General features: G+C 64.4%; 15 protein-coding genes. 12 read left to right on the top strand and 3 right to left on the bottom strand.

Features of this window, described 5'->3' with window-relative positions; genetic code table 11:
- Positions 1-10: 10 nt before the first annotated feature.
- From HWY37_RS10820 to HWY37_RS10810, 3 genes are read left to right on the top strand one after another with little or no spacing between them, the layout of a single operon-like run.
- Positions 11-985, top strand: coding sequence for a diacylglycerol/lipid kinase family protein (locus HWY37_RS10820; protein WP_175207956.1), 975 nt, complete (start codon positions 11-13; stop codon positions 983-985).
- The gene (locus tag HWY37_RS10815; RefSeq protein WP_176088607.1) at positions 982-1,767 is read left to right on the top strand and encodes a metallophosphoesterase family protein; all 786 of its coding nucleotides are present in this window, start codon (positions 982-984) and stop codon (positions 1,765-1,767) included. The genes HWY37_RS10820 and HWY37_RS10815 overlap by 4 nt, the downstream gene beginning before the upstream one ends.
- 37 nt (positions 1,768-1,804) lie before the next feature.
- Positions 1,805-2,572 carry a phosphatase PAP2 family protein gene (locus HWY37_RS10810; protein WP_175207958.1) on the top strand — a complete coding sequence of 256 codons (768 nt, stop codon included), beginning with the start codon at positions 1,805-1,807 and terminating at the stop codon, positions 2,570-2,572.
- Here HWY37_RS10810 and HWY37_RS10805 read toward each other — a convergent pair.
- From HWY37_RS10805 to HWY37_RS10795, 3 genes are read right to left on the bottom strand one after another with little or no spacing between them, the layout of a single operon-like run.
- Positions 2,543-2,980, bottom strand: coding sequence for an NAD(P)-binding domain-containing protein (locus tag HWY37_RS10805; RefSeq protein WP_175207959.1), 438 nt, complete (start codon positions 2,978-2,980; stop codon positions 2,543-2,545). The genes HWY37_RS10810 and HWY37_RS10805 overlap by 30 nt on opposite strands.
- A complete protein-coding gene (locus HWY37_RS10800) occupies positions 2,977-3,420 on the bottom strand; it encodes a PaaI family thioesterase (protein WP_175207960.1) in 444 nt (147 codons plus the stop codon). The genes HWY37_RS10805 and HWY37_RS10800 overlap by 4 nt, the downstream gene beginning before the upstream one ends.
- Complete coding sequence (locus HWY37_RS10795) at positions 3,417-4,031, bottom strand: TetR/AcrR family transcriptional regulator (RefSeq protein WP_176088606.1); 615 nt, start codon at positions 4,029-4,031, stop codon at positions 3,417-3,419. Before HWY37_RS10795 ends, HWY37_RS10800 begins: the two co-directional genes overlap by 4 nt.
- A 480-nt stretch (positions 4,032-4,511) precedes the next feature.
- Here HWY37_RS10795 and HWY37_RS10790 point away from each other — a divergent pair, with 480 nt between their 5' ends.
- From HWY37_RS10790 to nuoH, 9 genes are all read left to right on the top strand, one after another.
- A complete protein-coding gene (locus HWY37_RS10790) occupies positions 4,512-5,624 on the top strand; it encodes a porin (RefSeq protein WP_175207962.1) in 1,113 nt (370 codons plus the stop codon).
- A 291-nt stretch (positions 5,625-5,915) separates the two neighbouring features.
- Positions 5,916-6,275 carry an NADH-quinone oxidoreductase subunit A gene (locus tag HWY37_RS10785; protein ID WP_006217959.1) on the top strand — a complete coding sequence of 120 codons (360 nt, stop codon included), beginning with the start codon at positions 5,916-5,918 and terminating at the stop codon, positions 6,273-6,275.
- Between the two features lie 40 nt (positions 6,276-6,315).
- Positions 6,316-6,792, top strand: coding sequence for a NuoB/complex I 20 kDa subunit family protein (locus HWY37_RS10780; protein WP_006217960.1), 477 nt, complete (start codon positions 6,316-6,318; stop codon positions 6,790-6,792).
- A gap of 76 nt (positions 6,793-6,868) precedes the next feature.
- Positions 6,869-7,495 (top strand): NADH-quinone oxidoreductase subunit C, encoded by a 627-nt coding sequence (locus HWY37_RS10775; RefSeq protein WP_175207963.1) that lies wholly within the window; start codon positions 6,869-6,871, stop codon positions 7,493-7,495.
- A 3-nt stretch (positions 7,496-7,498) separates the two neighbouring features.
- Positions 7,499-8,755 carry an NADH-quinone oxidoreductase subunit D gene (locus HWY37_RS10770; protein ID WP_175207964.1) on the top strand — a complete coding sequence of 419 codons (1,257 nt, stop codon included), beginning with the start codon at positions 7,499-7,501 and terminating at the stop codon, positions 8,753-8,755.
- Positions 8,756-8,802: 47 nt separating this feature from the next.
- The gene (gene nuoE / locus HWY37_RS10765) at positions 8,803-9,297 is read left to right on the top strand and encodes an NADH-quinone oxidoreductase subunit NuoE (protein ID WP_059374951.1); all 495 of its coding nucleotides are present in this window, start codon (positions 8,803-8,805) and stop codon (positions 9,295-9,297) included.
- The gene (nuoF, locus tag HWY37_RS10760; protein ID WP_175207965.1) at positions 9,294-10,661 is read left to right on the top strand and encodes an NADH-quinone oxidoreductase subunit NuoF; all 1,368 of its coding nucleotides are present in this window, start codon (positions 9,294-9,296) and stop codon (positions 10,659-10,661) included. Before nuoE ends, nuoF begins: the two co-directional genes overlap by 4 nt.
- Positions 10,662-10,676: 15 nt before the next feature.
- On the top strand, positions 10,677-13,004 hold the full coding sequence (gene nuoG / locus HWY37_RS10755) for an NADH-quinone oxidoreductase subunit NuoG (RefSeq protein ID WP_176088605.1): 2,328 nt from the start codon (positions 10,677-10,679) through the stop codon (positions 13,002-13,004).
- Entirely contained in the window at positions 13,004-14,077 is a 1,074-nt protein-coding gene (nuoH, locus tag HWY37_RS10750; RefSeq protein ID WP_062679542.1) for an NADH-quinone oxidoreductase subunit NuoH, read from the top strand. Before nuoG ends, nuoH begins: the two co-directional genes overlap by 1 nt.
- The last annotated feature ends 1 nt before the right edge of the window (position 14,078 follow it).

Here is a 14,078-nt window from a genome sequence, read left to right as displayed (position 1 = left end):
TGTTTGTCCCATGACGCCACCCCAGCAGAACCCGGCAGCAACGGCCCACACCCTGACGGGCCAGGAACCCCTCTTCATCGTCCTCAACACCGGATCGGGGCGCGGCGACGCGCAGATCCTGCAGGACACCATCCGCCGCATACTTGACGAAGCCGGCCGGCGCCACGAATTGATGCCCGTGCAGGACCCGTTGCGCCTGGCCGAAACCGCCGAGGCCGCGGTCAGGCGCGCGCAGGAGCAGCAGGGCGTCGTCATCGCGGCTGGCGGCGACGGCACGCTCAGTGCGGTCGCCGGCGTCGTGCTGGGCAAGGGCGTGCCGTTCGGCATCCTGCCCCAGGGCACCTTCAATTACTTCGGCCGCAGCTACGGCATTTCGCAGGACACGGAAACGGCCTTGCGCGGCTTTCTGTCAGGCCAGGTCAGGCCGGCGCAGGTCGGCATGCTCAACGGCCGGCTGTTCCTCGTCAATGCCAGCCTGGGGCTGTATCCGCAATTGTTGGAAGACCGCGAAGCCTACAAGCAGAAGTACGGCCGCAGCCGGCTGGTGGCGCTGTGGTCGGGCCTGGTCACGCTGCTGCGCGCGCCGCGCCAGCTGAGCCTGGTGCTCGATCACACAGGCCAGTCCCGCACCCTGCGTTCGCCCACGCTGGTAGTGGGCAACAACAAGCTCCAGCTGGAGCACATCGGCATCGCTTCCGAAGGGCTGGAGCAGAACCAGCTGATCGCGATGGCGACGCGGCCGGTCGGCACCCTGGCGCTCTACGGCTTGCTGCTGCGCGGCCTGTTCAGCCGCCTGGGCGACGCCGATCATGTGCTCAGCTTCGCCTTCGACCGCCTGACGGTGGCCGTGCGCGGGCGCCGCCGGGTCAAGGTGGCGATGGACGGAGAGATATCCTGGATGGACACGCCGCTGGAATTCAAAGTGGCCGATGACAAGCTGCCGCTGGTGGTGCCGGCCGACCCGCAATACCTGGACCGTTCATGACCCGCATCCTGCATTTTTCCGATACCCACTTCGGCACGGAACGCAAACCCGTGGTCGAAGCCGCGCTGGACCTCGCCCGCACGCTCGAACCCGACCTGGTGGTGCTCAGCGGCGACATCACGCAACGCGCGCGCCGCGGCCAGTTCGCCGCCGCGCGCAAATTCATCGAACGCCTTTCGCTGCCGGTGCTGACCGTGCCGGGCAATCACGACATTCCGCTGTTCAACGTCTTCGCCCGCGCGCTCAATCCCTACGGCAACTACAAGCGGGCGCTGGGGCCGGTGCTGGAGCCGGTGTTCGAGAACGCCGGCCTGCTCGCCATCGGCGTCAACACGACGCGCCCCAAGCGGCGCAAGGACGGCGAGATCTCCGCGTCCCAGATCGCCCGGGTCGCGGAACGGCTGCGCCAGGCGCGGCCGGGACAGCTGCGCGTGGTGGTGGCGCACCATCCGGTGCGCGCCAAGGTGGAGTCGGATCGGCACAACCTGCTGATCGGACGCGAGCGAGCCTTGGAGGCCTGGGCGCAGGCGGGTGTTGATTTGGTCTTGGGCGGCCATATCCATCTGCCTTACGTGCTGCCCCTGGATCCGGCGGCAACCGCGGGCGGCTGGATAGTCCAGGCCGGAACCACGTGTTCGCGCCGGGTGCGCGGCAACGTGCCGAACTCCGTCAATGTCATTACCCGGGAGGGGCAGGGCGAGTGCCATGTCGAGCGTTGGGACTACGCCGTCGGGGCGCATGCCTTTGCACCGGTGGACAAGACCCTGGTCGCGCTGTATTGAGTCATCGAGGGAACCACTTCATGACGGGTGCCTATACATGATGGACGCTTATGCGGCGTGGGCCGCGGTCCATGCCTTGCAATTGTTCATAGGCTTGCCGCTGCTGGCAGGCGCGGCGGCGCTGGCCTTCGGGCGCTGCTGGCCGCGCCTGGGCGCGAGCGGGCGCGCCGCCCTGTTCGCCTCCGGCGCCACCGCCGCGCTCGCCTTGTTCCTCGTCCTGGCGTTCGCGATCGAACGGCAGGGCGCCGTGGTCAGGTTCGATCGCGCGCTGGCGGATTCCCTGAGCATGTCATTGTCGACCTCGTTGCTGTGGCTGCTGTCCTGGTTCACCTATCTGGGCGACCGGAATTTCCTGGCTGGGGTAAGCGTGCTGATGACGCTGTTCCTGTTGTGCCGCGCGCAGTGGGTACTGGCTATCGTCTGCGCCGTCGCCACGGGCGTGGGCGGCGCGCTCAACTGGCTGCTCAAGCACGCCTTCGAACGGGTGCGGCCGGAGCATGAGCATGGCTATGCCAGCGTGGCCGGCTGGAGCTTTCCCAGCGGCCACGCCTCGGCGGCGATGGCGGTCTACGGCATGGCCTGCTATCTGCTGTGGCGGCTGGCGCCGCCTGCCTGGCGCCAGCCCGGCCTCGCGGTCCTGGCGGCGCTCATCATGGCAATCGGCCTCAGCCGCATCCTGCTGCAGGTGCATTTCGCCAGCGACGTGCTGGCGGGGTTCGCGATCAGCCTGGCCTGGCTGGCGCTCTGCGTGGCGGGCGCGGAACGCTTGCGGGTCTCAGGCGGCGGGCGCCAGCGCGTTCAGTAGGCGCGCCTCGGCGTCGCCGGCTTCGTGCGACGCCCGCCAGGGGGCGCAGGTGTAGCGTCCGCCCGCCGCGACGATCGCCTGGTCCAGGCTGCGCGCGCGTTCCTCGCATGGCGGCTCCAGATCCACGATCAGCTTGCCCGCGACGGGAGCGGTGACGTGCCCGTCGCTGAAGCGTTCCAAGGTGCGGTCGATCTCGCGCTCGCGCGGCAGCGCCAGCACGATGGTGTCCGATTCTTCCAGGGCCTCGCGGGCCGAGGTGGCCAGCGTGGCGCTGCCGCGGAAGTCCTCGCAGCGCCCGGGTTCGATGTCGTAGAGGGTCAACGCGATGTCCGGCTCGGCAGCCAGGAGGCGCTGCGCGGCCCGGGTGCCGGTCCTGCCCATGCCGACGATGCTGACGCGCATGCTCATGGCTTGGGCACCGACCAGGTGCTCACGATGTGGGCCAGGGGCTCGTCCGAGCCTTCGCCGGTCAGGATGACTTCGCCAGCGGACAGGCGGCCCACTTTCAACAGCCGGGCGTCGGCGTAGATCGCGCCGGCGGGGCTCTTGCGCAGGAAATTGATCGTCAGGCTCGCCGTGACCGCGTGCGCCTGGCCGGTGGCGCCCACCACGGCGGCATACATCGTCAGGTCTGCCAGGCCCATCAACATCGGGCCGGCGACGATGCCGCCCAGCCGCTGGTGGGCATCGCGCGCGGGCAGCACCGCGCGCGCCGTGCCGCGGCCGATGCGCAGCACGTCTATGCCGAGCAGCAGCGAGAAGGGGTGCTGGTCGGCCAGCAGGATATGGAAATCGGCCAGGCTGATCAGCGGGGCGTCGGCCGAGGTGTCCAGGTCGGTGGCGGTCATCGTTGCTCCAGGGCGAGGCAGTAGTTGTCCAGCAGCGCATCTGCCTGCTGGCCCAGGGATTTCAGGCGGCGGGTATGCAGCAGCAGCAACAGCCCCATCAAATAGGTGAAGAGATTCATCTGCTCGACCGCGACCACGGCGGCATCCCAAGACTTGGTCCTGGCCAGCGCCAGGCCCAGCAGGTCGATGCACTTGCGCAGGCGGGCATTCAGGCGCTCATCCATTTCGCGGCCCAGCCCGCGCGGCCCCAATCCCTGGAACAGATACATCCCCAGGGAAAAGTCGGTGCGCCGTTCCGCGTAGTAGCCGAAGAAGGCGTGGATCGCATTGCGCGCGGCCGCTGAAGCGGCGCCGGAGGAGGCCGCCTCGGCCAGGTGCGAGTGCAGGCGCTCCAGCGATTCCTCCAGCAACGCGCCATAAATGGTCTCCTTGCCGGCAAACCAGGGATAGATGGCGCCCGTGGTGCAGCCGGCCTCCTTGGCGATCGCGCGGATCGTGGTCTTCTCCAGGCCGTCGCGTTCGAACACGCGCTGGGCGGCGTCCAGGACCAGCTGGCGGCGCAGGGCGTTCAGGCGTTCGGAGCGGTCGGCGCGGGAGGAGGGCGTAGGCATGTGCTTGGAGGCAGGGATCTTTGGCTCGATCATATCGGTGATTTTTATTAATAACAATGTTATCAAGACGTGGTCGATTGCCTCATTCCGGCTGTAAGGATTCTTACGCTGCGGAACGGCGGGGGAGGAGGCGTTTCAGGGCCAGGCCGGACTCGAGCCGCGTCCGAAACGGTGCGTTATCCGCCGACGGAGATGGTATCCAGATCGTCCGAATAATTAGGGGCAGGGCTGAAAGTCGCATGGATAGGTGCTCAGCCTGAAAACTAAGGGTAAGCCCTAGCGCGATCGGCCAGGGGTCGGCTAGTTGTTGCAATATCCCAACAAGGCTGTCGTAAACCAGCACTTTTCTGACGTCGACCATAGCCAGCCCCCCTGATTTTTGATGCAATAGCGTCAACTTCCCTTCGCGGAGTTAGGGGGGCGGCAGGCTGGTTTGCTGGATTGCTGCTCTTGTCACTCAAATCAACGGAGATTTCTTAAATGAAAAAGACTCTGCTCGCTGCCGCCCTGCTCGCCGGTTTTGCCGGTGTCGCCCAGGCAGAAACGTCTGTCACCCTGTACGGCATCATCGATACGGGTATCGGCTACAACAAGATCAGCGGTGGTCCCGATGCCGTCAACGGCAGCCGTTTCGGCATGATCAACGGCGTCCAGAACGGTTCGCGCTGGGGTCTGCGTGGTTCGGAAGACCTGGGTGACGGCCTGCGCGCTGTTTTCCAACTGGAATCGGGCTTCAACTCCGGTAACGGCACCTCCGCTCAAGGCGGCCGCCTGTTCGGTCGTCAAGCCACCATCGGTCTGGCCAGCGACAGCTGGGGTCAACTGGACTTCGGTCGCCAAACCAACATCGCGTCGAAGTACTTCGGCTCGATCGACCCGTTCGGCGCTGGCTTCGGTCAAGCTAACATCGGCGTTTCGATGAGCGCTGCCAACACGCAACGCTACGACAACATGGTCATGTATCAGACCCCGTCGTTCAGCGGCTTCCAGTTCGGCATCGGCTACTCGTTCAACGCGAACGACACCAACGCCGCTCAAACCGGCTTCCGCACCGCCGACAACACCCGCGCCATCACGACCGGCCTGCGCTACGTCAACGGCCCGCTGAACGTCGCTCTGTCGTACGACCAGCTGAACGCTTCGAACAAGCTGCCCTACGCTGCTACCGAAGCCACCCCGCGTATGTACGCCATCGGCGGTTCGTACGACTTCGAAGTCGTGAAGCTGGCTCTGGCCTACGCTCGCACGACCGACGGCTGGTTCGCTGGCCAAGGCGTTGACCTGGCTGTTGGCTCGGCCAACTTCGGCAACAACACGTTCGCTGATGGCTTCAAGGCCAACTCGTACATGGTTGGTCTGTCGGCTCCGATCGGCGGCGCAAGCAAGCTGTTCGGTTCGTGGCAAATGGTCGACCCCAGCAACGACAAGCTGACTGGCGGCGACAAGACCACCAACGTGTTCTCGCTGGGCTACACCTACGACCTGTCGAAGCGTACCAACCTGTACACGTACGGTTCGTATGCCAAGAACTACGCCTTCGTGGACGGCCTGAAGTCGACCGCTGTCGGCGTCGGCATCCGTCACCGCTTCTAATCCAAAGCAGGGCGCAAGCTCTGCCTGGATTTAAGGTGCACGAACGGGCTTCGGCCCGTTCGTATAAAACCACCCTGCGGGGTGGTTTTTTTTGCTTGTTCTATCTGTATTTTTCGAGTTCGGAAGCGCTTGTTGGCGGCTTGCGGTATGCTTGCGCTCCGGTGCCGAAAACAGCCATTGTTCCATTTGAGGAATGCTGTCTTTCGCCTGCTGTTCAAGCTACAGAGTTCAGCCAGAAGTAACCGCGCGAATGCTACAATCCTAAGGTTTGCGCATTTGACGGACGCCTGAATGAACCTGCAACAGTATTTTCCCGTCCTGCTGTTTATCGTAGTGGCCACCCTTATCGGGTTCGCGCTTCTAACGGCCGGCTCCCTCCTTGGTCCGCGGCGTCCCTACGCCGAGAAGCTCTCGCCGTACGAATGCGGTTTCGAGGCCTTCGAAGACGCCCGCATGAAGTTTGACGTGCGCTACTACCTGGTGGCGATTCTGTTCATTCTTTTCGACCTGGAAATCGCGTTTCTGTTCCCGTGGGCCATCGCCCAGGGCACGGTCGGTCTCGTCGGTTTCTGGACGGTCATGGTTTTCCTGGCCGTGCTGACGGTCGGCTTCATCTACGAATGGAAAAAGGGCGCGCTGGATTGGGAATAACCCGCCGGGTTTTTTCCACAGCACGCTATCAGAGACGAATATGGCTATAGACGGCATTCTCAAGCAAGGGTTCATCACAACCAGCGCGGACAAGTTCCTTAACTGGGCGAAGACCGGCTCCATGTGGCCCATGACCTTCGGTCTGGCCTGTTGCGCGGTTGAGATGATGCACGCGGGCGCGGCCCGCTATGACCTGGACCAATTCGGGATCATCTTCCGGCCCAGCCCCCGTCAGTCCGATCTGATGATCGTGGCCGGCACGCTGTGCAACAAGATGGCGCCGGCGCTGCGCAAGGTCTATGACCAGATGCCCGAGCCGCGCTGGGTGGTCTCCATGGGCTCCTGTGCCAACGGCGGCGGTTACTACCACTACTCGTATTCGGTGGTCCGTGGCTGCGATCGCATCGTACCGGTAGACGTCTACGTGCCGGGCTGCCCGCCCACGGCCGAGGCGCTGGTCTACGGCTTGCTGCAGATGCAGAACAAGATCCGTCTGACCAACACGATTGCGCGCTGATCCTTCGCCCCGCCAGGCAGCAGCCTCTGCAGCCGGCCCAGCGAAACCAGCGTATCGGTTCACCTAAGCGTACAAGATGATGACCAGGCTCGAAACCCTGAAAAACAATTTGCAGACCACCCTCGGCGCGGATATCGCGCTGACCGAGGCGTTGGGCGAGCTGACGCTCGAAGTGCCCGCGCAGCAGTGGTTCTCCGTCTGCAACAAGCTGCGCACCGAAGCCGGCCTGCGCTTTGAAACCTGTATCGACCTCTGCGGCGTCGACTACCTGACCTGGGGCAACGGCACGCGCGAGCTGCCCGAGGAAACCAGCGCCAAGATCCACCGCGCGCGTTTCGCCGTGGTCGTGCATCTGCTCTCGATCGAGAACAACTGGCGCTTGCGCGTGCGCACCTGGGCCGAGGACGACGAGTTCCCGATGGTCGCTTCGCTGATGGAATGCTGGCCGGCCGTGGGCTGGTTCGAGCGCGAAGCCTTCGACCTGTACGGCATCGTCTTCGAAGGCCACCCGGACCTGCGCCGTATCCTCACCGACTATGGCTTCATCGGCCATCCCTTCCGCAAGGACTTCCCGCTGTCCGGTACCGTCGAAATGCGCTACGACCCGGAACAACGGCGCGTCATTTACCAGCCGGTCACGATCGATCCGCGCGAGATCACCCCGCGCGTGGTCCGCGAAGACTCCTACGGCTTGGGGCGTTAAATCATGGCAGAAATCAAGAACTACACGCTCAACTTCGGCCCTCAGCACCCGGCCGCGCATGGCGTGCTGCGCCTGGTGCTCGAGCTCGACGGCGAAGTCATCCAGCGCGCCGATCCGCACATCGGCCTGCTGCATCGCGCCACCGAAAAGCTGGCCGAGCACAAGACCTACATCCAGGCGCTGCCCTACATGGACCGCCTGGACTACGTGTCCATGATGTGCAACGAGCACGCCTACGTCATGGCCATCGAAAAGCTGCTGGGCGTCGAAGCCCCGCTGCGCGCGCAATACATCCGCGTGATGTTCGACGAGATCACCCGTCTGCTGAACCACCTGATGTCGCTGGGTTCGCACGCGCTGGACGTGGGTGCCATGGCGGTGTTCCTGTACGCCTTCCGTGAACGCGAAGACCTGATGGACTGCTACGAAGCGGTCTCGGGCGCGCGCATGCATGCGGCCTACTACCGTCCGGGCGGCGTCTACCGCGACCTGCCGGATTCGATGCCGCAATACGGCGACACCAGCAAGTACCGCGGCGACAAGGAAATGCGCGTCATGAACGACGCGCGTTCGGGCTCGCTGCTGGATTTCATCGAAGACTTCACCAACCGCTTCCCGGGTTGCGTCGACGAGTACGAAACCCTGCTGACCGACAACCGGATCTGGAAACAGCGTCTGGTGGGCATCGGCGTGGTCGATCCGGAGCGCGCCAAGGCGCTGGGCTTCACCGGCCCGATGTTGCGCGGTTCCGGCGTGGCCTGGGACCTGCGCAAGATGCAGCCCTACGAAGTCTACGACCTGCTCGATTTCGACATCCCCGTGGGTGTCAACGGCGACTGCTACGACCGCTATCTGGTCCGTATCGCCGAAATGCGTGAGAGCAACCGCATCATTCGCCAGTGCGTGGAATGGCTGCGCAACAACCCGGGCCCGGTCATGATCGAGAACCACAAGATCGCCCCGCCCAAGCGCACCGCCATGAAGACCAACATGGAAGAGCTGATCCATCACTTCAAGCTCTTCACTGAAGGTTTCCACGTGCCTCCCGGTGAAGCGTACGCCTCGGTGGAACACCCCAAGGGCGAATTCGGCATCTACGCGGTGTCCGACGGCGCCAACAAGCCTTACCGCCTGAAGATTCGGGCCCCCGGCTTCGTCCACCTGCAATCGCTGGATGAAATGTCGCGCGGTCACATGATCGCCGACGCCGTCACCATCATTGGCACGCAGGACATCGTTTTCGGCGAGATCGATCGCTGATCCGCCCAGACAGTCACGAGCACGCCCGCATAACCCGGATTCAAACTATGCTGCTTTCCGAACAGGCCTACCAGAAAATCGACCGAGAACTCGCGAAGTTCCCGGGCGACCAGCGGCAGTCCGCCATCATGGCCTCGCTTGCCATCGCGCAAGAAGAGAAGGGCTGGTTGGCTACCGAAATCATCGAAGATGTGGCCAACTACATTGGCGTTCCGCCCATCGCGGTCCAGGAAGTCGCCACCTTCTACAACATGTTCGACGTCAAGCCCGTCGGCAAGAACAAGATCGCCGTCTGCACCAATTTGCCCTGTGCCTTGCGCGACGGCGAGCGTGCCGGCGATTACCTCAAGCGCAAGCTGGGTGTCGACTACCGCGGCACCACTCCCGACGGCCAGTTCACGCTGGTTGAGGGCGAGTGCATGGGCGCTTGCGGCGATTCGCCCGTGCTGATCGTGAACAACAAGCATATGTGCGTGCGCATGACCGAAGAAAAGCTGGACGCGCTGGTCGCGGCCCTCAAGGCGCAAGGAGAGTCGGCATGAACGCGCCCGACCTGTACAAGCAGTTCGCCCAGGGGCTGGATCCCAACCCCCTGAACGACCTGTCCAATTCGATGTGCCTGCACGGCCGGCACCTCCAGCCGCAGATCCTGGCTGACGTCGACGGCGCCAACTGGCGCCTGGCCGACTACGTCAAGCGCGGCGGCTACGAAGCCCTGAAGAAGATCCTGACCACCGGCATGAAGCCGGAAGACGTGATCGCCGAGGTCAAGGCCTCCGGCCTGCGCGGCCGCGGCGGCGCGGGCTTCCCGACCGGCCTGAAGTGGAGCTTCATGCCGCGCGCCTTCCCCGGCCAGAAGTACCTCGTCTGCAACTCAGACGAAGGCGAACCCGGCACGTTCAAGGACCGCGACATCCTGCGCTTCAATCCGCACATCGTGATTGAAGGCATGGCGATCGCGGCCTACGCCATGGGCATCAGCGTCGGCTACAACTACATCCACGGCGAAATCTTCGAAGTCTACGAGCGCTTCGAGGAAGCCCTGGAAGAGGCGCGCGCGGCGGGCTTCCTGGGCGACAAGCTGCTGGGTTCGGATTTCAGCTTCCAGCTGCACGCGTTCCACGGCTATGGCGCCTACATCTGCGGCGAGGAAACCGCGCTGCTGGAATCGCTAGAAGGCAAGAAGGGCCAGCCGCGCTTCAAGCCGCCGTTCCCGGCCAGCTTCGGCCTGTACGGCAAGCCCACCACCATCAACAACACCGAGACGTTCGCGGCGGTGCCCTGGATCATCCGCAACGGCGGCCAGGCCTACCTCGAAGTCGGCAAGCCGAACAACGGCGGCACCAAGCTGTTCTCGATCACCGGCGACGTCGAGCGTCCCGGCAACTACGAGATCCCGCTGGGAACCCCGTTCTCGAAGCTGCTGGAACTGGCGGGCGGCATGCGCGGCGGCAAGAAGCTCAAGGCCGTGATCCCCGGTGGTTCGAGCGCTCCGGTGCTGCCGGCCGACATCATCATGGAATGCACGATGGACTATGACTCCATCGCCAAGGCCGGCTCGATGCTGGGCTCGGGTGCCGTGATCGTCATGGACGAAACGCGCTGCATGGTGAAGTCGCTCTTGCGCCTGTCGTATTTCTATTTCGAGGAAAGCTGCGGCCAGTGCACGCCGTGCCGCGAAGGCACCGGCTGGCTCTACCGCATGGTGCATCGCATCGAAAACGGTCACGGCCGTCCGGAAGATCTGGACTTGCTGGACAACGTGGCGGGCAACATCATGGGTCGCACCATCTGCGCCCTGGGTGACGCCGCCGCCATGCCCGTCCGTGGCTTCCTCAAGCATTTTCGCGACGAATTCGCGCACCACATCGAGCACAAGTCTTGTGTGGTCCCGCAATATCTGTAGGTCTCAGGAACAGCAATGGTTGAACTAACCGTCGACGGCAACAAGGTCGAAGTGCCCGAAGGCAGCATGGTCATGCATGCCGCCCAGAAAGTCGGGCTTTACGTGCCGCATTTCTGCTACCACAAGAAACTGTCCATCGCGGCCAACTGCCGCATGTGCCTGGTTGAAGTGGAAAAAGCGCCCAAGGCGCTGCCCGCCTGCGCCACGCCCGTGACCAACGGCATGGTCGTCCACACCTGCTCCGAGAAGGCTCGCGCCGCTCAGAAGTCGGTGATGGAATTCTTGCTCATCAATCACCCGCTCGACTGCCCGATCTGCGATCAGGGCGGCGAATGCCAGCTGCAGGACCTGGCGGTGGGCTACGGCGGCTCTTCCTCGCGTTACCAGGAAGAAAAGCGCGTGGTCTTCCACAAGGACCTGGGTCCGCTGGTTTCCGCCGAGGAAATGAGCCGCTGCATCCACTGCACCCGTTGCGTGCGTTTCGGCCAGGAAATCGCCGGCGTCATGGAACTGGGCATGCTGGGCCGCGGTGAGCACTCCGAGATCACGACCTTCGTGGGCCGTTCGATCGAGTCTGAACTGTCGGGCAACATGATCGACATCTGTCCGGTGGGCGCGCTGACCTCCAAGCCTTTCCGCTACAGCGCACGCACCTGGGAACTGGCTCGCCGCCGTTCGGTCAGCCCGCACGACAGCCTGGGCGCCAACCTGGTGATCCAGGTCAAGGGCGACCGCGTCATGCGCGTGGTGCCGTTCGAGGACGAAGCCGTCAACGAATGCTGGATCAGCGACCGCGACCGCTTCTCGTACGAAGGCCTGAACAGCGAAGACCGCCTGTCGGCTCCGATGATCAAGGGCACCGACGGCAAGTGGCAGGAAGCCTCCTGGAGCGATGCGCTTGCAGCCGTCGCCCAGGGCCTGTCGCGCGTGCGTGACAGCTTCGGCGCCGGCCAGATCGGCGCCTTGGCGTCCGAATACGCCACCACCGAGGAATACGCGCTGCTGGGCCGCCTGGTCCGCGCGCTGGGTTCCGAGAACATCGATTTCCGTCTGCGCCAGACCGATCCGGCCTTCGACGCCGCCCTGACCGGCGCGCCGTGGCTGGGCATGCCCATCGCCGAACTCGACAACCTGGACCGCGTCCTGGTGGTGGGTTCGTTCCTGCGCAAGGATCACCCCTTGATGGCGCAGCGCCTGCGCCAGGCTGCCAAGCGCGGCACGCAGATCCTGATGATCGACAGCGCCGCCGACGATCCGCTGATGCCCGTGGCTGCCCGTATCACGGTGGCCCCGTCCGAGCTGGCGCGCGCACTGGCCGAAGTGGCCGTGGCCCTGGCTCAAGCCAAGGAACAGGCCGTGCCGGCCGAATTCGCCTCGGTCACCCCGGGCGAAAACGCCAAGCTCATCGCCGCCAGCCTGACTTCCGGCGCCAACACCGCCGTGCTGATGGGCAACCTGGCCGTGGCCAGCGCCCAGGCCTCGACCCTGGCCGCCAACGGCCGCGCCGTGGCTGAACTGGCTGGCGGCAAGTTCGGTTTCCTGACCTCCGGCGGCAACACCGTCGGCGGTTACCTCGCCGGCGCCGTTCCGGGCAAGGGCGGCAAGAACGCCACCGCCATGCTGGCCGAGCCGCTGAAGGCCTACGTGGTCCTGCACGCCGAACCGCTGCTGGATGCCGACAACGGCCAGCAGGCCATCGCCGCGCTGCGCGGCGCGCAGTTCGCCGTGGCCCTGACGCCTTACCGTTCGGCTGCCGCTGAATGGGCCGACGTCATGTTGCCGGTGTCGCCGTTCACGGAAACCTCGGGCACCTACGTCAACGCGCAAGGCCTGGCCCAGAGCTTCAAGGGCACGGTCTCGCCGTTTGGCCAGACCCGTCCGGGCTGGAAGGTTCTGCGCGTGTTGGGCAACGTCCTGCACCTGGCCGGCTTCGACGACGAGACCTCCGAGTCCGTGCGCGACGCCGTGCTGGCTGGTGGCGTCGAAGGCCGCCTGTCCAACGAGATCAAGGCTCCGCTGGGCCTGGGCCAGGTCGCCAGCGGCCTGGAGCGCGTCGCCGACGTGCCGATCTACCGCACCGACGCCATGGTCCGCCGTTCGGAACCGCTGCAAGCGGCTCCGGCCTCGAAGAAGCCGGCTGCCGCCATGAACGGCCGCACGCTCACCAGCCTGGGCCTGACGGCCGGCGTCAAGGTGCGCGTGACGGGCGGGCAGGGCTCCGTCGAGCTCGAAACCGTGCAGGACGATGCCGTGGCCGACCGCGCCGTGCGCATCTCGGCAGCCTTTGAAAACACCGCAGCCCTGGGTGGCGCATTCGGTCAAATCAGCGTGGAGCGTGCCTGATGGAATGGCTTAATGTTCTTGAGAGCCAGGGTACGGCACTGCTGGGCCCGACGGTCTGGATGGTCCTCTGGACCCTCATCAAGATTGTGATCATCGCCGTGCCCATCATCCTGTGCGTGGCTTACCTGACGTACTGGGAACGCAAGATGATCGGCGCCATGCACGTGCGCATGGGTCCGAACCGCGTCGGTTTCAAGGGGCTGCTGCAGCCGTTTGCCGACGTGTTCAAGCTGCTGACCAAGGAAGTGGTGGTTCCGTCGCAGGCCAACAAGGTCCTGTTCATCGTGGCCCCGGTGGTCACGCTGATGCCGGCCCTGGCCGCCTGGGCGGTGGTGCCTTTCGGTCCCGACGTGGTCCTGGCCAACGTCAACGCCGGCCTGCTGTACATCATGGCCATCACGTCCATCGGCGTGTACGGCGTGATCGTGGCGGGCTGGGCGTCCAACTCCAAGTACGCGTTCCTGGGCGCGCTGCGCGCCTCGGCGCAGATGCTGTCGTACGAACTGGCCATCGGCTTCGTGCTGGTGACGGTGCTGCTGGTGTCCGGCAGCCTGAACATGTCCGAGATCGTGCACGTGCAGAACCGCGGCTGGTTTGCAGAAAAGGGCCTGACGTTCCTGTCCTGGAACTGGCTGCCGCTGCTGCCGCTGTTCGTGATCTACGTGATTTCGGCCGTGGCTGAAACCAACCGCCACCCGTTCGACGTGGTTGAAGGCGAATCGGAAATCGTGGCCGGCCACATGGTCGAATACTCGGGCATGGCGTTCGCGCTGTTCTTCCTGGGCGAATACGCCAACATGATCCTGCTGTCCTGCATGGCCTCGATCATGTTCCTGGGCGGCTGGGCTTCCCCGATCGACATCGCGCCGCTGACCTGGATTCCGGGTTGGATCTGGCTGGGTCTCAAGACGTTCTTCGTGGTCTCGTTGTTCGTGTGGTTCCGCGCGTCGTTCCCGCGTTACCGCTATGACCAGATCATGCGTTTGGGTTGGAAAATCTTCATCCCGCTGACCGGCGTGTGGCTGGTCGTGGTGGCGATCTGGATGCAGACGCCCTGGAACATTTGGCGCTAAG

The sequence above is a fragment of the Achromobacter anxifer genome, from assembly GCF_903652925.1.
Taxonomy (GTDB): domain Bacteria; phylum Pseudomonadota; class Gammaproteobacteria; order Burkholderiales; family Burkholderiaceae_B; genus Achromobacter; species Achromobacter anxifer.
The sequence above is the reverse complement of the archived record's forward strand: the minus strand, read 5'-3'. Positions and strand labels throughout refer to the sequence as shown.

Excerpts from the sequence above, each read along its gene's own strand:
- HWY37_RS10795 (WP_176088606.1), bottom strand. The coding sequence starts at position 4,031 with ATGCCTACGCCCTCCTCCCGCGCCGACCGCTCCGAACGCCTGAACGCC.
- nuoH (WP_062679542.1), top strand. The coding sequence starts at position 13,004 with ATGGAATGGCTTAATGTTCTTGAGAGCCAGGGTACGGCACTGCTGGGC.
- HWY37_RS10785 (WP_006217959.1), top strand. The coding sequence starts at position 5,916 with ATGAACCTGCAACAGTATTTTCCCGTCCTGCTGTTTATCGTAGTGGCC.
- HWY37_RS10810 (WP_175207958.1), top strand. The coding sequence starts at position 1,805 with ATGATGGACGCTTATGCGGCGTGGGCCGCGGTCCATGCCTTGCAATTG.
- nuoG (WP_176088605.1), top strand. The coding sequence starts at position 10,677 with ATGGTTGAACTAACCGTCGACGGCAACAAGGTCGAAGTGCCCGAAGGC.
- HWY37_RS10805 (WP_175207959.1), bottom strand. The coding sequence starts at position 2,980 with ATGAGCATGCGCGTCAGCATCGTCGGCATGGGCAGGACCGGCACCCGG.
- HWY37_RS10775 (WP_175207963.1), top strand. The coding sequence starts at position 6,869 with ATGATGACCAGGCTCGAAACCCTGAAAAACAATTTGCAGACCACCCTC.
- HWY37_RS10820 (WP_175207956.1), top strand. The coding sequence starts at position 11 with ATGACGCCACCCCAGCAGAACCCGGCAGCAACGGCCCACACCCTGACG.
- nuoF (WP_175207965.1), top strand. The coding sequence starts at position 9,294 with ATGAACGCGCCCGACCTGTACAAGCAGTTCGCCCAGGGGCTGGATCCC.
- HWY37_RS10800 (WP_175207960.1), bottom strand. The coding sequence starts at position 3,420 with ATGACCGCCACCGACCTGGACACCTCGGCCGACGCCCCGCTGATCAGC.
- HWY37_RS10780 (WP_006217960.1), top strand. The coding sequence starts at position 6,316 with ATGGCTATAGACGGCATTCTCAAGCAAGGGTTCATCACAACCAGCGCG.
- HWY37_RS10815 (WP_176088607.1), top strand. The coding sequence starts at position 982 with ATGACCCGCATCCTGCATTTTTCCGATACCCACTTCGGCACGGAACGC.
- HWY37_RS10790 (WP_175207962.1), top strand. The coding sequence starts at position 4,512 with ATGAAAAAGACTCTGCTCGCTGCCGCCCTGCTCGCCGGTTTTGCCGGT.
- nuoE (WP_059374951.1), top strand. The coding sequence starts at position 8,803 with ATGCTGCTTTCCGAACAGGCCTACCAGAAAATCGACCGAGAACTCGCG.
- HWY37_RS10770 (WP_175207964.1), top strand. The coding sequence starts at position 7,499 with ATGGCAGAAATCAAGAACTACACGCTCAACTTCGGCCCTCAGCACCCG.